14 protein-coding genes and 3 pseudogenes are annotated in these 18,074 nt (G+C 69.5%); 8 read left to right on the top strand and 9 right to left on the bottom strand.

Features of this window, described 5'->3' with window-relative positions:
* Both HCC78_RS22305 and HCC78_RS22310 read right to left on the bottom strand, forming a co-directional pair.
* A pseudogene (locus HCC78_RS22305) lies at positions 1–871 on the bottom strand (hypothetical protein); the annotation flags it as partial.
* A 139-nt stretch (positions 872–1,010) separates the two neighbouring features.
* Positions 1,011–2,060: a LacI family DNA-binding transcriptional regulator gene (locus HCC78_RS22310; RefSeq protein WP_172331004.1), complete on the bottom strand. Its 1,050-nt coding sequence runs from the start codon at positions 2,058–2,060 to the stop codon at positions 1,011–1,013.
* Positions 2,061–2,204: 144 nt separating this feature from the next.
* Between HCC78_RS22310 and HCC78_RS22315 the strand changes: the two genes are divergently transcribed.
* The 4 genes from HCC78_RS22315 to HCC78_RS22330 all read left to right on the top strand — a co-directional run bounded on the left by HCC78_RS22315 (position 2,205) and on the right by HCC78_RS22330 (position 6,299).
* The gene (locus HCC78_RS22315; RefSeq protein ID WP_172331005.1) at positions 2,205–3,164 is read left to right on the top strand and encodes a sugar phosphate isomerase/epimerase; all 960 of its coding nucleotides are present in this window, start codon (positions 2,205–2,207) and stop codon (positions 3,162–3,164) included.
* An 85-nt stretch (positions 3,165–3,249) separates the two neighbouring features.
* The gene (locus HCC78_RS22320) at positions 3,250–4,224 is read left to right on the top strand and encodes a substrate-binding domain-containing protein (protein WP_172331006.1); all 975 of its coding nucleotides are present in this window, start codon (positions 3,250–3,252) and stop codon (positions 4,222–4,224) included.
* A 198-nt stretch (positions 4,225–4,422) separates the two neighbouring features.
* The gene (locus tag HCC78_RS22325) at positions 4,423–5,469 is read left to right on the top strand and encodes an ABC transporter permease (protein ID WP_172331007.1); all 1,047 of its coding nucleotides are present in this window, start codon (positions 4,423–4,425) and stop codon (positions 5,467–5,469) included.
* A gap of 8 nt (positions 5,470–5,477) precedes the next feature.
* Complete coding sequence (locus HCC78_RS22330) at positions 5,478–6,299, top strand: ATP-binding cassette domain-containing protein (RefSeq protein ID WP_172331008.1); 822 nt, start codon at positions 5,478–5,480, stop codon at positions 6,297–6,299.
* A 70-nt stretch (positions 6,300–6,369) separates the two neighbouring features.
* Here HCC78_RS22330 and HCC78_RS22335 read toward each other — a convergent pair whose 3' ends face one another.
* Positions 6,370–7,206 (bottom strand): cyclase family protein, encoded by an 837-nt coding sequence (locus HCC78_RS22335; protein WP_172331009.1) that lies wholly within the window; start codon positions 7,204–7,206, stop codon positions 6,370–6,372.
* A 162-nt stretch (positions 7,207–7,368) separates the two neighbouring features.
* Positions 7,369–8,034: a transcriptional regulator BetI gene (betI, locus tag HCC78_RS22340; protein ID WP_172331010.1), complete on the bottom strand. Its 666-nt coding sequence runs from the start codon at positions 8,032–8,034 to the stop codon at positions 7,369–7,371.
* A 131-nt stretch (positions 8,035–8,165) separates the two neighbouring features.
* On the opposite strand from betI, the gene choX reads away from it, so the two are divergent.
* Together choX and HCC78_RS22350 are read left to right on the top strand one after the other, a co-directional pair.
* Positions 8,166–9,080: a choline ABC transporter substrate-binding protein gene (choX, locus tag HCC78_RS22345; RefSeq protein WP_172331038.1), complete on the top strand. Its 915-nt coding sequence runs from the start codon at positions 8,166–8,168 to the stop codon at positions 9,078–9,080.
* Positions 9,081–9,082: 2 nt separating this feature from the next.
* Complete coding sequence (locus tag HCC78_RS22350; RefSeq protein WP_172331011.1) at positions 9,083–9,979, top strand: alpha/beta fold hydrolase; 897 nt, start codon at positions 9,083–9,085, stop codon at positions 9,977–9,979.
* Between the two features lie 90 nt (positions 9,980–10,069).
* Here HCC78_RS22350 and HCC78_RS22355 read toward each other — a convergent pair whose 3' ends face one another.
* Both HCC78_RS22355 and HCC78_RS22360 read right to left on the bottom strand, forming a co-directional pair.
* Entirely contained in the window at positions 10,070–11,476 is a 1,407-nt protein-coding gene (locus HCC78_RS22355) for a uracil-xanthine permease family protein (protein WP_172331012.1), read from the bottom strand.
* Positions 11,477–11,596: 120 nt separating this feature from the next.
* Complete coding sequence (locus tag HCC78_RS22360) at positions 11,597–12,505, bottom strand: LysR family transcriptional regulator (RefSeq protein WP_172331013.1); 909 nt, start codon at positions 12,503–12,505, stop codon at positions 11,597–11,599.
* 106 nt (positions 12,506–12,611) lie between these two features.
* Between HCC78_RS22360 and HCC78_RS22365 the strand changes: the two are divergent.
* Positions 12,612–12,906: pseudogene (locus HCC78_RS22365) on the top strand (transposase); the annotation flags it as partial.
* A 118-nt stretch (positions 12,907–13,024) separates the two neighbouring features.
* Positions 13,025–13,165: pseudogene (locus tag HCC78_RS33895) on the top strand (IS256 family transposase); the annotation flags it as partial.
* Between the two features lie 856 nt (positions 13,166–14,021).
* On the opposite strand, the gene HCC78_RS22370 reads toward HCC78_RS33895, so the two are convergent.
* The 3 genes from HCC78_RS22370 to HCC78_RS22380 all read right to left on the bottom strand — a co-directional run bounded on the left by HCC78_RS22370 (position 14,022) and on the right by HCC78_RS22380 (position 18,067).
* Positions 14,022–14,897, bottom strand: a complete 876-nt coding sequence (locus HCC78_RS22370) for a Rossmann-like and DUF2520 domain-containing protein (RefSeq protein ID WP_216671262.1) — start codon at positions 14,895–14,897, stop codon at positions 14,022–14,024.
* Positions 14,898–15,032: 135 nt separating this feature from the next.
* Positions 15,033–15,950: a glutaminase gene (locus HCC78_RS22375; protein WP_371743907.1), complete on the bottom strand. Its 918-nt coding sequence runs from the start codon at positions 15,948–15,950 to the stop codon at positions 15,033–15,035.
* Between the two features lie 476 nt (positions 15,951–16,426).
* Positions 16,427–18,067 carry a calcium-binding protein gene (locus tag HCC78_RS22380; RefSeq protein WP_172331016.1) on the bottom strand — a complete coding sequence of 547 codons (1,641 nt, stop codon included), beginning with the start codon at positions 18,065–18,067 and terminating at the stop codon, positions 16,427–16,429.
* Positions 18,068–18,074 lie beyond the last annotated feature (7 nt).

The following is an 18,074-nucleotide window of genomic DNA, read 5'->3' on the forward strand; positions in this document are numbered from 1 at the left end:
TTGACTTCCGTGGCGTCCTGCCGGATCGGGACGGGACCGCCGGCGGCCCGGATGCGCAGGGCGGACGCCGCGGAATGCCCCAAGGGGATCCCGTCTCCGCTGGCAGTCCCGCCGGAGAGGAACCGGCGGCCGCCTCGGCGTCCGGCCGGTCCCGGACCGCCGCGGGCAGCGGTTTCCCCGGCCGCTCCCCAAGGGCCCCGGGCATCGCCCCGAGCCTGCGGTCCAGCCGCCCGTCCCCCGGACCGCAACCGGCGGCCTCCGGTTCGACCCGGCTCCGTGCCATGCCCGCACCCAGCGCATCCGGTGCCGCATGGCGGCTCATGGCCCTATCGCCGCCGCCAGGGCCAAGGCTGGCAGGCGAACCAATTCGCCGCACCAACTTGTGGGGCACTGCAAGCCCGGTCGTGTGGTTTCGCATGAAGAGGAACAGCCCCGGCTCGCGATGGATCGCCGGAAGCCTGCGGTCAGCATCCGCGTCGGCCAGCTTGTCGCTTGCCCGGTCCGGGCCGCTGCGGGGGAAATCGTCGGCCGCGGCCTGTGTCACCAGCTGCTTGCAGTCGAGCGCGACGACCGACTGGTCGAGATCGGACAGCCTGCCCTGGAAGTCGATCCCGCGGTTCGGCAGGCCCTTGCCGGCTGTCAAGACGTTCAGCGTCTCATGGCAATGGTTGCACACCAGCCGGCAATTGAAACCGGCCGGCGGCGGCGCGGTCACGAACGGCAGGGCGATGCAGTTCCAGCCGAAGGGCTGATCCTCGTTCCTGTTCTTCCAGATGCCGGGAAGGACCTTCAGCGGACCCAGCTGATCGTCGAAAGGGTGGCGACATCGACGCTGCGCGTCTTCGAAAGCGGACAGCCCAGCAGTCATCATCAATTTTCTCCAAAAATATCTTCTTCGAAAAAGGAGTGCCGAACAAAACGCGGCCGACACCGGGGCCGACAGCACAAGTGCTTGCCCAGAACGAAGCACTTCTCTCCGGACCCGCCTGCTGCCGCTCGACCGCCCGGCGCTACCGCGCCATGTCCAGCGGAATGTTCTCCGGGCTGTACAGCACGACTTCCAGCGGCTTCGTGTCGTAGATGTCGACATCCTCGCCGGCCGCAGCGAAATCGAAATGCTTCAGGACATGCGACACCGCCAGCTTGGCCTGCACCTCGGGCGACTGGTCGATGGCCAGCGACATGATCCCCTCGCGCAGCATCCGCGCCGAATGCAGCGTCAGCTCGTGGCCGACGAAGACGGGGGGCGCATCGAGGATCGCCGCGCGGATCGCCGCCTCCACCCCGAGATTGGCCGCGCCCACGTTGTAGACCGCCACCGCCTCCGGCGCCTCGGCGAAGGCCTTGCGCAGCAGCGCCTCGGAGCGAACCCGGTCGTCGCGCCCCTCCACCACGCCGCGGATGCGGAAGCCCGGGCCCTGTTCCTTCATGAACGCCTCGATCCCGCGGATCCGCGCGCTGTGGCTCTGGATGTCGCGCGAATTGCACAGCACGATCACCGTGCCCGGCGCCCGCGCCATCGCCCGGATGAAGAACCCCGCCGTCCGCCCCGAGCGGTAATGGTCCGGCCCGGCATAGCCGATCCGCGCCGTCTCCGGCAGGTCGGAGATCAGCGTCACCACCGGCACCCCGCGGGCATCGAGCGCCGCCACGGCATCCCGGATCGCCGGATCGTTCCTCGCATAGACGATCACCGCATCGCATCCGGTCCGCCGCAGCGCCCGCGCCACCGCCGCCGGTTCCTCGGTCTTCAGCATCGTGCGGTGCAGCACGATCGAGGCATCCAGTGCCGCCGCCAGCCGCCGGAACTCCTGGTGCATCCGTGCGATCAGCGGCAGTTCCGGCCGCACCAGGATCACCTCGATCCGGATCAACCGCCGGTGCGACTGCGGCAGCCGCCGGTTCAGCCCCAGCTCCCGCGCGACCGCCAGCACCTTGCGGCTCACCTCCTCCGAGACATTGCCGCGCTCGTTGACCACCCGGTCCACCGTCGCGCTGCCGACCCCCGCGGCCTGCGCCACATCCGCCAGCGTCACGCGCCGGCCTGCCCTCTTTGCCATTGCCGCATCCTCCAGGACTGCAACATGCATTGCAGCGCTGATGGAAATCAATCACCTTTGCCGCTGCGGTAGCGCTGACAGCCCGGCATGGTCGCCGCCATGGGACCGCGCCCCGGGCGCCCGTCCCGGCACGGGAGGACATTCATGAAGATCGGATTCGTTTCCGACAGCCTCGGGGGCATGGCCTTCGAGGACATGCTCGACACGGCCCAGCGGCTGGGCGTCGACGGGGTCGAGATGAACACCTGCGGCTGGTCGACCGGCCCGCATCTCGACCTGGAGGCGCTCGCGACCAGCCGCCAGGCGCGGCAGGCCTTCTCGGAGGCCTTCGAGCGCCGCGGGCTGGAGATCATCGCGCTCAACGCCAACGGCAACCCGGTCCATCCGGGCGATCCCGCCCAGGGCGAGGGGCTGCGCCGGACCATTGTCGCCGCCGGAGAGCTGGGGCTCAAGACCGTCTGCACCATGTCCGGCCTGCCCGGCGGCACGGCGTCCGACGCGATGCCCAACTGGGTCGTCTCCAGCTGGCCGCCCGAGACCCGCGCCATCCTCGACTACCAGTGGAACGAGGTGCTGATCCCGTTCTGGACGGACATTGCCCGGCTCGCCGCCGATTGCGGGGTGGAGCGCATCGCTCTGGAGCTCCACGGCAACCAGTGCGTCTACAACCTGCCGACGCTCAGGCGCCTGCGCGAGGCGATCGGCCCGGTGATCGGCGCCAATCTCGACCCGTCGCACCTGTTCTGGATGGGGGCCGATCCGCTTCTCGCCGCCGACGGACTGGGCGAGGCGATCTACCATGTCCATGCCAAGGACACGATGCTGAACCCGCCGGTGCAAGCCGGGACGAGCCTCCTGGAAAACGGCGGGCTCACCGACATTCCGGCCCGGTCCTGGTCCTACGTGACCCTCGGGATCGGCCATGACGAAACCTGGTGGCGGCAGTTCTGCTACCGGCTGAAGATGGCGGGCTATGACGGCTGGCTGTCGATCGAGCACGAGGACATCCTGCTCAACTCGCTCGAAGGGCTGGAGCGCTCGGTGCGGCTGCTCGACGCCGTCGCCCCGCGCCAGCCCGCGGATTTCGCGCTCCAGGCGATCTGAGGCGCCTTCACCCGCCCTGCCCTGCATCCCTCGGGAGGCGGATCGCGGTCAGGGCCCCAAGACCGGAACCCCAGGGAGGAACTCCATGACCCGTCACACCCGTCCCGGCGCCGCGCTCGCGGCCGCCGCACTGCTCTGTGCATCCGCAGGCATCGCCAGCGCCGCCGACATCGCCGTGATCGGCGGCAAGTCGGACGATCCGTTCTTCAACCTGATCAAGAAGGGCATCGACGATGCCACCCAGGTGGTCGAGGCCAATGGCGGCTCGGTCAACTACCTGCCGCTGCAGAGCTACGACAATATCGGCGCCGATGCGGCGCAGCTGGTGCGCACCGCGATCAGCCAGGGCGTCGACGGCATCGCCGTGCCGAACTGGGTGCCGGATTCCGAGGACGAGGCGATCCGCGCCGCGGTGGACGCGGGCATCGCCGTGATCCTGATGAATGCCGGCGGCATCGACAAGGCGAAGGAGCTCGGCGCGCTGAACTATGTCGGCTCCGACGAATACCTGGCGGGCAAGGCCGCGGGCGAACGCTTCGGCGAGATGGGCACCAAGAACGTGCTCTGCGTCAACACCGTGCCCGGCGCGGCGACGCTGGAAGCGCGCTGCCAGGGCGTGATCGACGGGGTGACGGCGGCCGGCGGCACGGCCGAGCAGCTGCCGCTCCCGGCCAGCGCCAACGGCGACCAGACCGCCGTGTCGGAGGCGGTGAAGGCGACGCTGCTGCAGAACCCGGATGTCGACGGGGTGATCACCGTCTCGGCGCCCGATGCCGATGCGGGCGCCATGGCGATCATGCAGTCGGGACGCATGGGCCAGGTCGCCTTCGCCACCTTCGACCTTTCCGGCTCGATCCTGTCGCGGATCGAGGAAGGCACCCAGGCCTTCGCCATCGACCAGCAGCCCTATCTGCAATCCCTGCTCTCGGTCCAGCTCCTGGCATCGCATGTCGATTTCGGCACCCAGCTCCCGACTGCGCCGATCCTCACAGGACCCGGCATTGTCGATGCCGACAATATCGGAGCCGTTCTCGAGGGGGTCAGCAAGGGGGCGCGCTAACGGCGTTCCGGCTCCGGCCCGGGGCTGAGCCCATCGCCTTCTGCACTGGACCCTCCGGTTTCAGCCCGCAGCGGAGATGCAGCCTCGGGGCGGAACGCAACCAGCGCCCCCGACGGGGCGGTCCGGCCGCAACTTCTTCCCGGGCCGGGCCGCCGCCCCTGACCCCATTCCACTGACGATCGCAGACGAGGATACCCCATGACCACCAAGACCATCGACTCGCCCGGCAATTCGCCCGGCTCCTCCTCCGGCCCCGACCTCTCGATCGGCGGCTTCCTGCGCCGCCCCGAGGCCGGGGCGCTTCTCGGCCTGCTCTTCGTGCTGGGCTTCTTCATCATCTTCGGCAGCGCCAACTTCCTGAAGCCCGCCGGCGCCGCCAGCTGGCTGAACGTCGCCGCCAATCTCGGCATCGTCGCCATCCCGGTCGGGCTGCTGATGATCGCGGGCGAGCTCGACATCTCCATCGGCGCGATGATCCCGGCAGGCTCGATGACCGTGGCGATCCTCTCGGGCCATTTCGGCCTGCCGATCTTCGTCGGCATGATCGGCGCGATCCTCGTCGGCGTCGCCGTCGGCTTCGTCAACGGGCTCGTCGTCGTGCGCACCGCCGTGCCCTCGCTGATCGTGACGCTCGGCATGCTCTTCGCCATCCAGGGCCTGATGCTCGGCCTGTCGGTCCTGCTGACCGGCACCACCTCGGTCGCGCTCTCGGCGGCTCCCTGGGCCAAGTTCCTGTTCGGCCAGTTCCTCTTCAACTCCTTCCAGGTCCTGATCCTGTGGTGGCTGGCGATCACGGCGATCTTCGTGTTCTTCGTCCACTATTCCCCCTACGGGAACTGGATCTTCGCCATGGGCGGCGACAAGACCAGCGCGCGCAATGCGGGCATCCCCACCGACCGGCTGACCATCCTGCTCTTCGTCCTCTCGGCCACCGCGGCCAGCTTCGTCGGCATGTGCCAGGCGATCCTGTTCAACTCGGCACAGGTCTCGGGCGGCATGATCTTCATCTTCAACACGATCATCTCGGTCGTGGTCGGCGGCGTGCTGCTGACGGGCGGCTTCGGCTCGGTGATCGGCATCTTCTTCGGCACGCTCACCTTCGCCATTGTCAACCAGGGGATCTACTTCACCTCCTTCGACCGCAACTGGGCCTCGCTGATCATCGGCGTGATGCTGCTAGCGGCCGTGCTGATGAACAACACCTTCCGCAAGATGGCGCTGTCCTACAGCCCGAAGAAGAAGTGACGCGCGAGATGACCGATCCCATCCTGGAAATGGTGAACGTGGACAAGTCCTTCGGGCCGATCGAAGTGCTGCGCGACATCAGCCTGCGCGTCCATGGCGGCGAGGTGCTGTGCCTGCTGGGCGACAACGGCGCGGGCAAGTCGACCCTGATCAAGACGCTTGCGGGCGTTCACAAGCCGACCTCCGGCACGCTCAAGTTCGAGGGCGAGCCGGTCTCCTTCGACACCCCGCGCGAGGCGCAGGACCTGGGCATCGCCACCGTCCACCAGTTCGGCGGCACCTTCCCGCTGATGACCATCGGGCGCAGCTTCTTCGTCGGCGACGAGCCCACGAAGAAGATCGGCCCCTTCAAGGTCTTCGACCGGAAAACCGCGAACGACATCGCCGTGAAGGCGGTGCGCGATTTCGGCATCACCCGCATCGACGACGGCGACCGGCTGATCGGCGGGCTCTCGGGCGGCGAACGCCAGTCCCTCGCCATCGCCCGGGCGGTGCATTTCGGCGCGCGCGTGCTGATCCTCGACGAGCCCACCGCGGCGCTCGGGGTGAAGCAGGCCAGCCATGTGCTGAGGATCATCCTCGAGGCCCGCGCCCGCGGCCTGGCCGTGATCTTCATCACCCACCAGGTCACCCATGCGATGGCCGTCGGCGACCATTTCGCCGTGCTGATCCGCGGCGCCCTGGCGGCAAATTTCCGCCGGGGCCAGAAGACCCGCGAGGAGATCACCGACCTCATGGCCGGCGGCGAGGCGCTCGCGTCTCTCGACAGCGGAATCGAGGGCTACATGGCCACCCATAAGGGCCACGCGCCGCCGGTGGCCGCCATCTGATCCCGGCCAGTGCCTTGCCGGCGGGGCCCGAAGCTCCGCCGGCACAGGGCCTTCCGCAGCGGGAATGCCGTCAGTGGAAGGCCACGATGCGCGACGGGCCGCCGCTCGCGCCCTCGACCTTCGGACCGCCGACGAAGATCCAGGCCCCGGCCTCGGGGACGGTGTCCAGGCCGGTCAGGCATTCCGCGCCCCAGCGGCCGGAGCCGAGCCAGTCGTAATGCACCGGGAAGTCGCCGGAGGCGAGACCGCGGTCAAGCGACAGCGTGTCGACCGCGATCCCCTTCACCGAGCGCTCGGAGATCAGCATCGCCGCCGCATCCTCGTGGAAGCCCGGAGTGTGGTTGCGTCCCTCGCTGTCGCGCCCGGCAAAGCGCGGGCCGCGCAGATGTGCCGCCCAGCCGGAATTCATCGCCACGCAGGCGCCTTCCGGGATCCCGCCGTTGCGCGCCTCCCAGGCAGCGATGTCCTCCGGCGTCAGATACGCATCCGGATCCTCCGCCGCGCGGGCGCGGATATCGATCACCACCAGCGGGCAGAGCAGGTCGCCCACCGGGATCATGTCGGCGCTCATCCCGTCCTCGGAGAAATGGATCGGCGCGTCCAGATGCGTGCCGGTATGCTCCATCAGCGTCCAGCGGTTCAGGTTCACGCGGTCCTTCTCCCAGGTCACGGGATGCTCCATCTCGAACCACTTGTCCCCTGAAAACGTCGGGAAGCCCTCGAACAGTGGATGGCTCAGATCGGTGATCTCGCTGAAGCTGACCGGACCGCGGGCGGCGGCCACAGCGCGCGGGGCGGCGGCGAAACTGCCGAGGCCCGCAGCCGCGCCAAGGGTGAATCCGGCCTTCAGCAGGCCGCGGCGGGTCGCTTTCCCGCAGATCGCGTGGAGGCAGTTCGGGGGGCACATGGCAGCGTTCTCCTCTGATGCTGTCCGGACGCGCGCCCTGCGGAACCTCCCCGTCCCGCGCCGCCCGGATTGCGGCCATCCGCGCGCCCTCCGGGAAATGTACGGAACAGTTAATTCAAGTCAATGCCGACCTCCGGAGCGGCGGCCGGCCGCCTCCGTCCGTCAGGCGCCGCCGGTCTCGATGCCCTTCGAGGCCATGAGAACACGGCAGGCCCCCGCCATGGCGTCGCGGGCATCGGCGCGCTCGGGGCTTTCGGGGAAGCGGGCGTCGAGCAGCAGCTCGAACTGCGCCTTGGCCTCCGCCGCGGTCATGCCGCCCAGGCTGAGGCTGCAGCGCAGCCAGACCCCGTCGATCACCGAGATCATCGCCCCGGTCATCAGCTCGGCCGTTGCCGCATCCGACAGCTCGCGCAGCGGCCCCACCAGGTTCGACCGCGTCCGCGCATAGATCACCGTCTGGATGCGCTGGTACTGGCGGTTGTGCGGCACCGCCGCCGAGAGCGAAATCCAGCCATGCGCGATCGGCGGCCGGAAGGCGCGCGGCGACAGGTTCGCCTCGATCACCGCATAGATCCGTTCCCAGGGGTTGCGCGCCACCCTCATCATCGCCGCCACCTCGTCGCGCAGCCGCGAATTGCCGTGGCGCAGCGCCGCCTCCAGCAGCTCTTCCTTGGTGCGGAAGTAATGCAGCACGCTGGCCTTCGACACCCCCGCCTCTTCGGCGACGCGGGCCAGCGTCGTGCCGGGCATGCCGTGCCGCGCCAGGCTGGCATGCGCCGCCGCCGCCAGTTCCCTGCGCCGGATTGCCGAAAGTGCCTTGCGTCCCATGTCCTGCCCCGCTGCCCGAGCGGCAGGGGTAGAATAGATTGACTCTGCGGTCAATAAATTCTACCCATCGATTCATTGACCCAAGGGTCAGCTTATAGACCCGACGCACAGTGGAGTTTCCCGTGAAGACCATGAAGGCCGCGCTCGCGACGGGCGCCTTCCTTGCCGCCGCGCCCATGGCGCTTGCCGATTGCGGAACCGTCCGCCTCGCCCAGCCCGGCTGGACGGACCTGGCGCTGACATCCGGTATCGCCGAGATCCTGCTGGAAAGCCTCGGCTACGAGGCCGGAACCGATCTGCTGAGCATCCCGATCATGTACGAGTCCATGGTCTCGGGACGGATCGACGCCTTCCTCGGCTTCTGGGATCCGGCCATGCAGAAGTACTATGCCCCCTACAAGGACAGCGGCGAGATCGAAACCGTTTCGCAAAACCTCGCGGGCGCCAAGTACACCTGGGCGGTGCCCGCCTATGTCTACGATGCGGGCGTGACCGACTTCGCCGACATCGCCGCGCACGAGAAGGAATTCGACGGCAAGCTCTACGGCCTGTCGCCGGGCTCGAACGACTCGATGGTCGCCGCGGTGGAGTCCGGCCGCTTCGGGCTGGAGGACTGGGACGTGGTCGAAAGCTCCGAGCAGGGGATGCTGGCGCAGGTCGCCCGCGCGGTGAAGCGGAACGAGTGGATCGTCTTCCTCGGCTGGGCGCCGCATCCGATGAATGCCCGCTTCGACATGCGCTACCTGACCGGCGGCGACGATTTCTACGGGCCCGATTTCGGCGGCGCCACCGTCCACACCCAGTTCCGCAAGGGCTATGCCGGGGAATGCCCCAATGTCGCCCGGCTGCTGGAGCAGCTCAGCTTCACCGTCGAGATGGAGAACACCGGCATGGGCTACATCCTCGATGACGGGATGAGCGAGCGCGACGCGGCCATGAAGGTGCTGGAAGACAACCCGGGCATGCTGGACGCCTGGCTCGACGGCGTCGAAACCCGCGACGGGGCGCCCGCCCTGGCCGCGGCCAGGGCCGGGCTGGGGCTCTGAGCATGGACCGCTTCGCCGATCTGGGCGGCATCCGGCTGTGCTACCGCGACGAGGGTCCGCGGGACGCGCCTGCGGTGCTGCTCGTCACCGGGCTGGGCATGCAGCTGGTGGAATGGCCCGACGCGCTGGTGGCGCGGCTGGCGCGGCGCTTCCGCGTGATCCGCGCCGACAACCGCGACATGGGCCTGTCGCAGCGCATGGGGCCCGAGATCCCGCAGCTGCCCGAGGGCTTCCGCTGGATCAGCCGCCATGCCGTTGCCGCGCCCTACCACCTGGCCGACATGGCCGATGACCTGCTGGCGCTGGCCGATCACCTGGGGATCGGCCGCTTCGCGGTGGCGGGCTTCTCGATGGGCGGCATGATCGCCCAGCACCTGGCCCTGCGCGCGCCCGGGCGGGTCACGGCGCTGGCCTCGCTGTCGAGCTGCGCCGGCGATCCGGTGGTCGCCGGAACCGACGAGAATGACTGGATGATCTCGCGCTTCTTCCTGCCGCATGCCTCGCGCGAGGCGCTGCTGGAGGCCTATTGCGAGAGCGCGGAGTTCTATTCCGGCGGCACCGCGCCGAAGGATGCGCCCGCCACCCGCGCCGGGGCCGAGGCTCTGGCCGCGCGGATGGAGGCCGGGGGCGGCGATTGCGGCGGCTACCTGCGCCAGGCCTTCGCGATCACCGACTCGCCCGGCTGGACGGCGGAACTGGCCCGGCTCCGGGTCCCCGCGCTGGTGGTGCACGGCACCGACGATCCCTGCCTGCCCGCGGAATGCGGCCGCCTCGCCGCGGCCCGCATCCCCGGCGCGGAGCTGCGCCTGCACGAGGGGCTCGGCCACTGGATCTCGGACGGCATGGGCGGCGACCTCTGCGGGTGGCTGGAGACCCTGGCGGCGCCCCTGCCCGCCTGACAGCCCGCGCCCACCGGGACGCGCAAATGGCTGCCCCCGCCGGTCGGACCTGACCGGCGGGGGCGTCTCATTCGGCAAGGGCCGGACGCCTCAGGCGTCTTCCAGTGCCAGCTGCTCGCTGCGGCTCCGCGCCGCGGTGCCGATCTCGGGCAGCAGCAGCCCGCAGAGGATCGCGGTCAGGCCGCCGGTGGTGATGCCGGAGCTGAAGATCTGCTTCCACAGCGGCGGCAGGAAGCTCAGCACCTCGGGCAGCAGCTGCACCCCGAGCCCGACGCCGACCGACAGCGCCACGGTGATCGTGTCCTTCTTGGTCAGCGGGTGGCTGCCGATGATGCGGATGCCCGAGACCACGATCAGGCTGAACATCACGAAGGTGGACCCGCCGAGCACCGGCCGCGGGATCTGCTGGAGCACGGCGCCCAGCACCGGGAACAGCCCGAGGATCACCAGGATCACGGCGATGTAGCGCCCCACATGGCGGCTGGCGACGCCGGTCAGCTGCACCACGCCGGTATTCTGGCTGAAGGTGGTGTTGGGGAAGGTGGCGAAGGCCGCCGCCAGCAGCGAGTTGACGCCATCGGCCAGCACGCCGCCGCGGACGCGCTCCTCGAAGACCTTTCCCTCGGTCGGCTCGCCCGAGACCCGCGACGTGCCGGTGATGTCGCCCATCGTCTCCAGCGAGGTGATGATGAACATGAAGGCCACCGGGATGAAGGACACCCAGTCGAAGCTGATGCCGAAGCGGAACGGCACCGGAACAGAGACCAGCGGCACCGCGCTGAAATCCGGGGCCGAGACATTGCCGGTGGCCAGCGCCAGGATCGTGCCGGTCACCAGGCCGATCACGATCGAGCTGACCCGGATCATCGGGTTCGAGGCGAACTGGCAGGCCAGGATCACCGCGATCACGAAGGCGGCCATGCCGACATTGGTGCCGTTGCCGAAATTGTCGGCGCCCGCGCCGCCGCCGATGTCGCGCAGCGACACGAGGATCAGGCTCATGCCGATCAGCACCACGACGCTGCCCGACACGACCGGCGTGATGGTCTTCTTCAGCCACGGCAGCGCGAAGGAGATGCCGATCTCGATGAAGGACGCCACGGCGCAGACGCCGAAGATCGTCGCCAGCACCTCCTCCGGGGTGGCGCCGCCTTCCTGGGCGATCTTGCCGGAGGTGATCAGCGCCGCGACGAAGGCAAAGCTGGTGCCCTGCAGGCTGAGCAGTCCCGAGCCGACCGGCCCGATCTTCTGCGACTGGATCCAGGTGGCGATGCCCGACACGAAGAGCGACGTCGCGATCAGGTAGGGGATGTAGGGTCCCAGCCCAAGCGCCGCGCCGATGACGATGGCCGGGGCGATGATGTTGACGAAAGCGGCCAGCAGGTGCTGGGTCGCGGCCAGCAGGGCCGGAACCGGCGCCGGCCGGTCCTCCAGCCGGTAGATCACGTCGTCGCCGGGCGCATGCCGGGCCGTCGGCTGTGCAGTCTCTGTCTGCATTCTTTCAACCTTTCCTGTTGGGGGGTCGTTCTGTCGTGCCCCGAGCCTGCAGGAGAGCGGGCGTTGAAAGAACTGCTATGATTTCGCCGATGCGGTGCAAATCCGGCAACGCATGCCGGATCAGCCCCGACCCGCGTGCAGCGCCTCCATCGCCGCGCCCAGCTGCATGGCAAATCGCGCCGCCGCGACCGGCAGCGTGCGGCCCCGCAGATGGCCGAGGATCAGCGTGGCGACCGCGACGTCGCGCTCAGCCAGCGGCCGGAAGCACAGCGCGCCATCCGCGTCGGGCTGCAGCCCCACCGGCACCTGGAAGCCGATCACGCCCTCATGCGCCACATAGTGCCGGATCAGCTCGAAGCTTTCGGTCTCGATCACCGGGGCCACCTTCCGGCCCATGCGCCGCGCGGCGAGATCCAGCAGGTGGCGCACGCCGTATTGCGCCGAGGGCGCGATATGCGGGTTGTCGAGGCAGTCGCGCAGCCGCAGCTCGGGCTTGGCTGCCAGCGGATGCCCGGCGGGCAGGATCGCCATGACCGGCTGCGGGATTGCCTGCAGCACCTCGAACTCGACCATGTAGACCGGCTCCACCACCAGCGCGATATCGCTCTGGAAACTCGCCAGCTCGGCCTCCGCCCGGGCGCGGTCGCGGATCTTGACGGTGAAGGTGACGCCGGGATGCTCCTTGCGGTAGCGGGCGATCTGCGCGGGCAGGAAATAGGGCAGCAGAGCCTGGCTGCAGGCAATCGTCACATGGCCGCGGCGCTCGCCGGCGAGGTCGGCCACCTGGCTCTGCAGCCGCTGCATGTCCGAGCGCGAAGTGCGGAAATAGTCGAGCAGCAGCTCGCCCGCCGGGTTCAGCCGGACGCCGTTCGGCAGCCGTTCGAACAGCGGCGAGCCGAATTCCTCCTCGAAGCCGCGGATCCGCCGGTTCAGTGCCGAGGCAGTGATGTTCATGTCCTCCGCCGCCTTGCGCATCGAGCCCGCGCGGGCCACCGCCTCGATAAGGACGAAAGTGTAGAGGTGCCGCATCCGAAAGCTCCCTTGCCGCGCATCCCGCCGAGGCTAGCAGGCCAGCGGCCGCTTCGGGCCGCCCGGGACGTCGCAGGGGCGGCCTGCGCCTGCCGCGCCCGTCGACCGCCGCGGCTTTGGCGGTGCGGATCTGGTGATCCCGGACGCGCACGAGGGCATAGAGGCCGCCGCCGCCCGCATCCTGTCCACGACTTGGCAGTGCTTCCGGATGCAACTCCAGCGCAATGCCCTCGCCCATGCCGCGCAGAACAGTCGCCAGGCAGTTTCCGCCTTCATCGCAACCGCCTTCGCCCAGCCTGATCATGCGGCGGCGGAGGCCAGATTACGCCTCGCCGCCGACCAGATGCGCCCCAAGCTGCCGACGCTTGCTGCGCTCATGGACACGGCAGAGGCGGACGTGCCGACCTGCGTGGGGCTCCGCCCGTTCTTGCCTCGAACCGTCCCCCGGACGGTTTGCCGCTTCGCGGACCGGCGCGAACTCCCCAGCAACAGCGGAGAAGACTGCACAGCACGAACCCGATCCGGCGTCTCGTCGGCGAGTTCCTGATGGAGCAGACCGTCGAACGCTCCGTCCAGTCCGCCGGGCGCATGACGCCGGAAACGCTCGCACCGATCTGCGGTGGTTTCGCCGTCAGCCTGCCTTCAGCGAAGAGTTGCTGACCAGCTCCGCACGCCGGCCAGCGCGAGGCCCTTCGCGAGCGGCACCGCCAGGCGGAACACGAACCACGGCTGGCCCCGCCCTCCTGCATTCCGTCCGATCCTGCAGGCTTTTCCCGGATCGCTCGCGGAGCTGTTGGAGGACGGCTGCCAGCCTTCGCCGGAGCGGCCGGGCAGACCACGTTCGCGGGCACATCCTCCTCTCCCCTCCGGGGCTCCGAGACGCACGCGCATCGGCAGGAATTGCCCGCTTCCGAATGTTCCTGCCGGACCCGCCGGCCGCCCCGTCTGCGCCAGACACCCGCAGCGGCGGTCCGCCCTTTGCCCCCCGATCCGCTCAGGGCCAGCTTTCGCGCAGCGATCCGTCACCCATGCCGATGGCTTCGGGCCCGTCTTCCAGGTTGCGCCCGGCCGTGCAGGCCGGGGCCTCGTGCACGGGACCGCTAGCGGCCTTGAACAAATCCGGTCCAAGCGGCGCCGTGGCCAAGGCGTCCCTTGCCAGCGCAGCAAGGGGCCGGGCTCTGAACCCATGGCTCGGCACGCCGCATCCTGCCCCATCCGGCCGAGCACGGACTCATTTCGGCGCGTCACTTCTGGCTGCGCAGCGGGCCGGACCTCCAAGACGCGCCGGAGATCTCCGCTGGGTCATGCCGCCATGCTGCACGGCATCTTAGGCAGAGTGCCCGGCCGGAGGTTGAGCGGGCGAACTGACGGGACAGAAACGCCGGACGGCGCCGTTGCCCTGCCGTTCGCCCGAACGGCGGCGATGGCGGCCAGCCGATCTTCTCGCGGACACCGGCACGGAAAGCGTCATGCCGCAAAGCCGGCCCGGCGGCGGCCCGCGCAGCCCGAGTCCGCCTCAGGCGCCGGGCGCGGCATCCGGCGGCGTGCCGCCCGGTCCGGGAAGGGTCGTGCCGCTGGCCTTCAGCCGCCCCGCCAGCCGGCTCAGCCCGGCATAGAGTTCCGCCGCCTCGGGATGCCATTGCGCAACCGCCGCCGCCTGCAGGCGCAGCACCTCGGCATCGCCGCGGGCGGCGGGACCGGTCAGCGCCGCAGCCGGACCCAGACGGGCCACGCTCGCCGCCGTGCCGTCCAGCAGCGTCCGCCCGAGACAGACGGCGATCTCCGGCGGCACCCCGGCCGCCGCCCAGGCCTCCTGCGCCATCGCCTGCAGCACGGTGGCGAAGTTGTTCGAGAAAACCGCCGCCGCGTGGTAGAGCGCCTTGCCCGCCGGATCGACCGCGAACGGGACGCCGCCGAATGCCGCAACCATCGCCTCTGCCAGAACGGAAGCCGCGGCATCACCCTCGATCGCGCAGCAGGTGCCGGGAAACTGCGCGGCGGCCAGCGCGGGATCGGCGAAGCTCAGCACCGGATGGCAGCTTGCCGCGCTCCAGCCCCGCGCCCGCAGCGGCGCCAGCACCTCCGAGGACAGGAAGCCGCTGCAATGGAGCGCCGCCGGGCCCTCCCCGGCCTGCGCGCCGCGCGCCTCCGCCAATGCTCCTGCCAGGCCGGCGATCCGGTCGTCGGGAACCGACAGCACCCAGAGATCTGCCGGACGCATCTGCGCCATCCCGGCGGCGGCCCGCCCCGCGCCGACGGCCGCCACGGCCTCTGCCGCATGCTGCGGGTCGCGCGCCAGCACGCAGCCGAGTTCGATGCCCGGGGCCGCCGCGGCCAGCCGCATGAAGCTGCGCCCGACCTTGCCCGCGCCGATGATGTTGATCCGCAGCATGCCCTTCTCCCGTCCTGGCCCAGCCATCTGCCGCGGTTTCGCGGCTGGCGGCGCGGTATGCAAGGGCGGCTGCCGACAGCGCGGAGGTTCCCGCCGTCCGTCCGCCCGCGCCCGGCCGCCCGAGCCGTTCCCGGACTAGCCGAAGACCGACCAGCCGGTCTCGCGCGCCAGCCGCTCGGCGGCGTAGGTGCCCATCTGCGAATTGCCGTAGCCGTTCAGCCCCGGCGACCAGATCGCCACCGAGGCGCGGCCCGGCGCCACCAGCAGGATGCCGCCGCCGACGCCCGACTTGCCCGGCAGCCCGACCCGGAAGGCGAAATCGCCCGAGCCGTCGTAATGCCCGCACATCATCATCAGCGCGCTGATCCGGCGCGCCTTGACCGGCGAGAGCATGGCCGGCGCCCCCGCCAGCCCGGCGATCACCCGGCCTGCCCGCGCGAGCTGCACGCAGCTCATCTCGATCGCGCATTGATGGAAATAGGTGCCCAAGGTGATCTCGGGCGGGTTGCGCAGGTTGCCGAAGGATTTGAGGTAGTTCGCCAGCGCCACGTTGCGGTAGCCGGTCTCGGCCTCGGAGCCCGCCACCGCCTTGTCGATATGGATGTCGCCATCCTCGGCCGCCGCCCGCAGGAAGCCGAGGATCTCGGCCAGCGCCTCCTTCGGCACCCGCCCGGCCAGCAGCTCGTCGGTCGTGACCAGCGCGCCCGCGTTGATGAAGGGATTGCGCGGCCGGCCCCTCTCGTCCTCCAGCGACAGGATCGAGTCGAAGCGCCGCCCCGAGGGTTCGCGCCCGACCCGGGTCCAGATCTGCTCGCCGATGCGGCCGAGCACGCAGGCCAGCGAGAACACCTTCGAGACCGACTGTATCGAAAACCGCTGCCCCGACTGTCCCGCGGCGACCATCCCGCCGCCTGGCAGCGCGATGGCAATGCCGAATTGCGCGGGATCGACCCGGGCCAGTTCGGGGATGTAGGCGGCGACCTCGCCCCAGTCGCCGGCCGCGCGGATCTCCGCGTCGAGCCCCTGCAGAAACTGCTCCAGCACTGCGCTCACCGTCATCCCCCTGCCCGCCGCCCTCTCGGCGGGGCGGCCCAGCCCCGATCCATACAAGGCAGCGGGGCACAGTCAACGGCGCAGCAGGCGCGGAAAGGCCGGGTCCCGCAGTTAGCGGACCCGGCCCCGGCCTTGGCCTGTCCCGGCGCCGCGGGATCAGGCAGATGGGCGGCGCGCGCATGTCAAATCGACGCCCAGTCGGTGAAGCGCCAGGTCTCCGGGGCGCGGCGGCCGGGATGGCTGGGGGCGGGGCGGTTGCGGGGCTGCGGGGCTTTCATGTCGGGTTCCTTCCGGGGTGTGGCTGCTGCCGTTGCTTCGATGGAACCAGATTGCCGTCCCGAGGTTTCGGCCCGTTGTCCCGCAGTGTTTCGATTGTTTCGGCACCGCGGCCCCGCGGCCGGAGGCGGGAAAGCCCCCGCAGGCGGCGGCCTGCGGGGGCGGGGGACGTCCGGGGACGCGGCGTCCCAGGCGTTGCTTCAGGCGAACATGAAGTCCGAGGCATAGAGCGCGCTGACATTCTCCAGCTCCACTGTGCCCTCGTCGAACAGCAGAAGCGCGCTGTCATAGGTGAACCAGATCGACGCGTCGCCATGGTCCAGCGCGCCGTTGCCGTTGGTGTCCAGGTCGGTCCAGTGGCCGATCTCGCTGCCGTCCCAGGCATGCAGCCCGTCGAGCATGACGAAATCCTCGCCATGGGTGAAGTCCGTCACCGTGTCGAAGCCGAAGCTGCCGCCGCGGTCGCGGAAGACGAAGACATCCTCGCCCCCTGCCCCGGTCGCCACGTCGTCGCCGAAGCCGCCCTCGAACCAGCTGTCGGTGTCATTGCCGACGAAGGTGTCGCCGGCGCGGCTGCCGATGTAGCTCTCGAAATCGACCAGCTTGTAGATGTCGTCGCCGATCCTCGCATCGTGGTTGTAGGGGCCGGCATTGCCGAAATCGATCAGCACGGAATTGTACATGCCGCTGAAGTCCACGGTGTCGAAGCCCGCGTCGCCATGGTAGATGTCGGCGCCGCGGCTTGCATAGACGATGTCGTCGCCGTCGCCGCCGTAGATGAATTCGCGGTAGCCGCCGAAGCCGCCGTTGCTGGTGCGCATGAAGTCGTCGAAGCGGCTGCCGACGAAGGTCTCGAACCCCGAGAACTCGTCCACGCCCATCTGCTCGCCGTCGACCCAGGCCCCGGCCCGGCAGTAATGCGAGCTGACATAGACCGCGATGCTGCTGTTCTCGTAGCTCAGCACGTCGCGCCCTTCGCCGCCGTTGTAGTAGTCGGGGCTGACGTCGCGGTCGTAGATGCTGGCCGTGCCATAGACCGTGTCCCAGTCGTCGCCGGCATAGACCCGGTCGCTGCCGGTCCCGGCATAGATCACGTCCTCGCCCGCGCCGCCGTAGATCAGGTCGTCGCCCGCCTCGCCATGCAGCACGTCGTCGCCGTCGCCGCCGTCGAGCGTGTCATTGCCGTTGCCGCCCCAGAAGGTGTCCACGCCGCGGGCGCCGATCAGCTGGTCGTCATCCTCGACGCCGCAGGCGAACGAGCCGCCGTCGCCGGCATGGAAGATGTCGTCGCCGCCATGGCCCCAGAAGGTGTCGAAGCCGCCGGTGCCGTAGAAGATGTCTGCCTCGTGCGAGCCGGTGACATAGTCGTCCCAGTAGCTGCCATGGATTTCCTCGAGACCCGTGAAGGCGATCTCGAACGGGTCGACCGAGCTCGGCGCCCAGTCGGTCACCTTGCCGTCCATCAGGTCGAACTGGAAGCCGCGGTCTCCGTCCGCCTCCCCGGCCAGCCCGGCGAAATCGCCGATGTCATAGCCCTCGCCGCCCTCGATATGGTGGTCCTGCTTGGAGCTGACGTTGAAGCGGTCGTCGCCGGTGCCGCCGAAGGCCGTCACCCTGCCGCGGCCGTTGATGTTGATCACGTCGTTTCCGTCGCCGCCATAGGCGACGTGATCGGCGTCGCCGTAGAAGCTGATCGTGTCGTTGCCTCCATAGCCGAAGACGAAGGTCGGCGTGGGGCTGGTGATCATCAGGAAATCGTCGCCTTCTGTGCCCGCCACCACGGTCGGGTAGGCGCCTGCCAGCATCTGGGTGCTCTCGGGGGTTGCGGTGATCATCTTCATTGGGGTC

Source organism: Mangrovicoccus sp. HB161399, from assembly GCF_013184745.1.
GTDB lineage: Bacteria > Pseudomonadota > Alphaproteobacteria > Rhodobacterales > Rhodobacteraceae > Mangrovicoccus.

Excerpts from the sequence above, each read along its gene's own strand:
- HCC78_RS22310 (WP_172331004.1), bottom strand. The coding sequence starts at position 2,060 with ATGGCAAAGAGGGCAGGCCGGCGCGTGACGCTGGCGGATGTGGCGCAG.
- HCC78_RS22355 (WP_172331012.1), bottom strand. The coding sequence starts at position 11,476 with ATGCAGACAGAGACTGCACAGCCGACGGCCCGGCATGCGCCCGGCGAC.
- HCC78_RS22330 (WP_172331008.1), top strand. The coding sequence starts at position 5,478 with ATGACCGATCCCATCCTGGAAATGGTGAACGTGGACAAGTCCTTCGGG.
- HCC78_RS22325 (WP_172331007.1), top strand. The coding sequence starts at position 4,423 with ATGACCACCAAGACCATCGACTCGCCCGGCAATTCGCCCGGCTCCTCC.
- HCC78_RS22335 (WP_172331009.1), bottom strand. The coding sequence starts at position 7,206 with ATGTGCCCCCCGAACTGCCTCCACGCGATCTGCGGGAAAGCGACCCGC.
- HCC78_RS22370 (WP_216671262.1), bottom strand. The coding sequence starts at position 14,897 with ATGCTGCGGATCAACATCATCGGCGCGGGCAAGGTCGGGCGCAGCTTC.
- HCC78_RS22315 (WP_172331005.1), top strand. The coding sequence starts at position 2,205 with ATGAAGATCGGATTCGTTTCCGACAGCCTCGGGGGCATGGCCTTCGAG.
- choX (WP_172331038.1), top strand. The coding sequence starts at position 8,166 with ATGAAGGCCGCGCTCGCGACGGGCGCCTTCCTTGCCGCCGCGCCCATG.
- betI (WP_172331010.1), bottom strand. The coding sequence starts at position 8,034 with ATGGGACGCAAGGCACTTTCGGCAATCCGGCGCAGGGAACTGGCGGCG.
- HCC78_RS22350 (WP_172331011.1), top strand. The coding sequence starts at position 9,083 with ATGGACCGCTTCGCCGATCTGGGCGGCATCCGGCTGTGCTACCGCGAC.
- HCC78_RS22360 (WP_172331013.1), bottom strand. The coding sequence starts at position 12,505 with ATGCGGCACCTCTACACTTTCGTCCTTATCGAGGCGGTGGCCCGCGCG.
- HCC78_RS22320 (WP_172331006.1), top strand. The coding sequence starts at position 3,250 with ATGACCCGTCACACCCGTCCCGGCGCCGCGCTCGCGGCCGCCGCACTG.
- HCC78_RS22380 (WP_172331016.1), bottom strand. The coding sequence starts at position 18,067 with ATGAAGATGATCACCGCAACCCCCGAGAGCACCCAGATGCTGGCAGGC.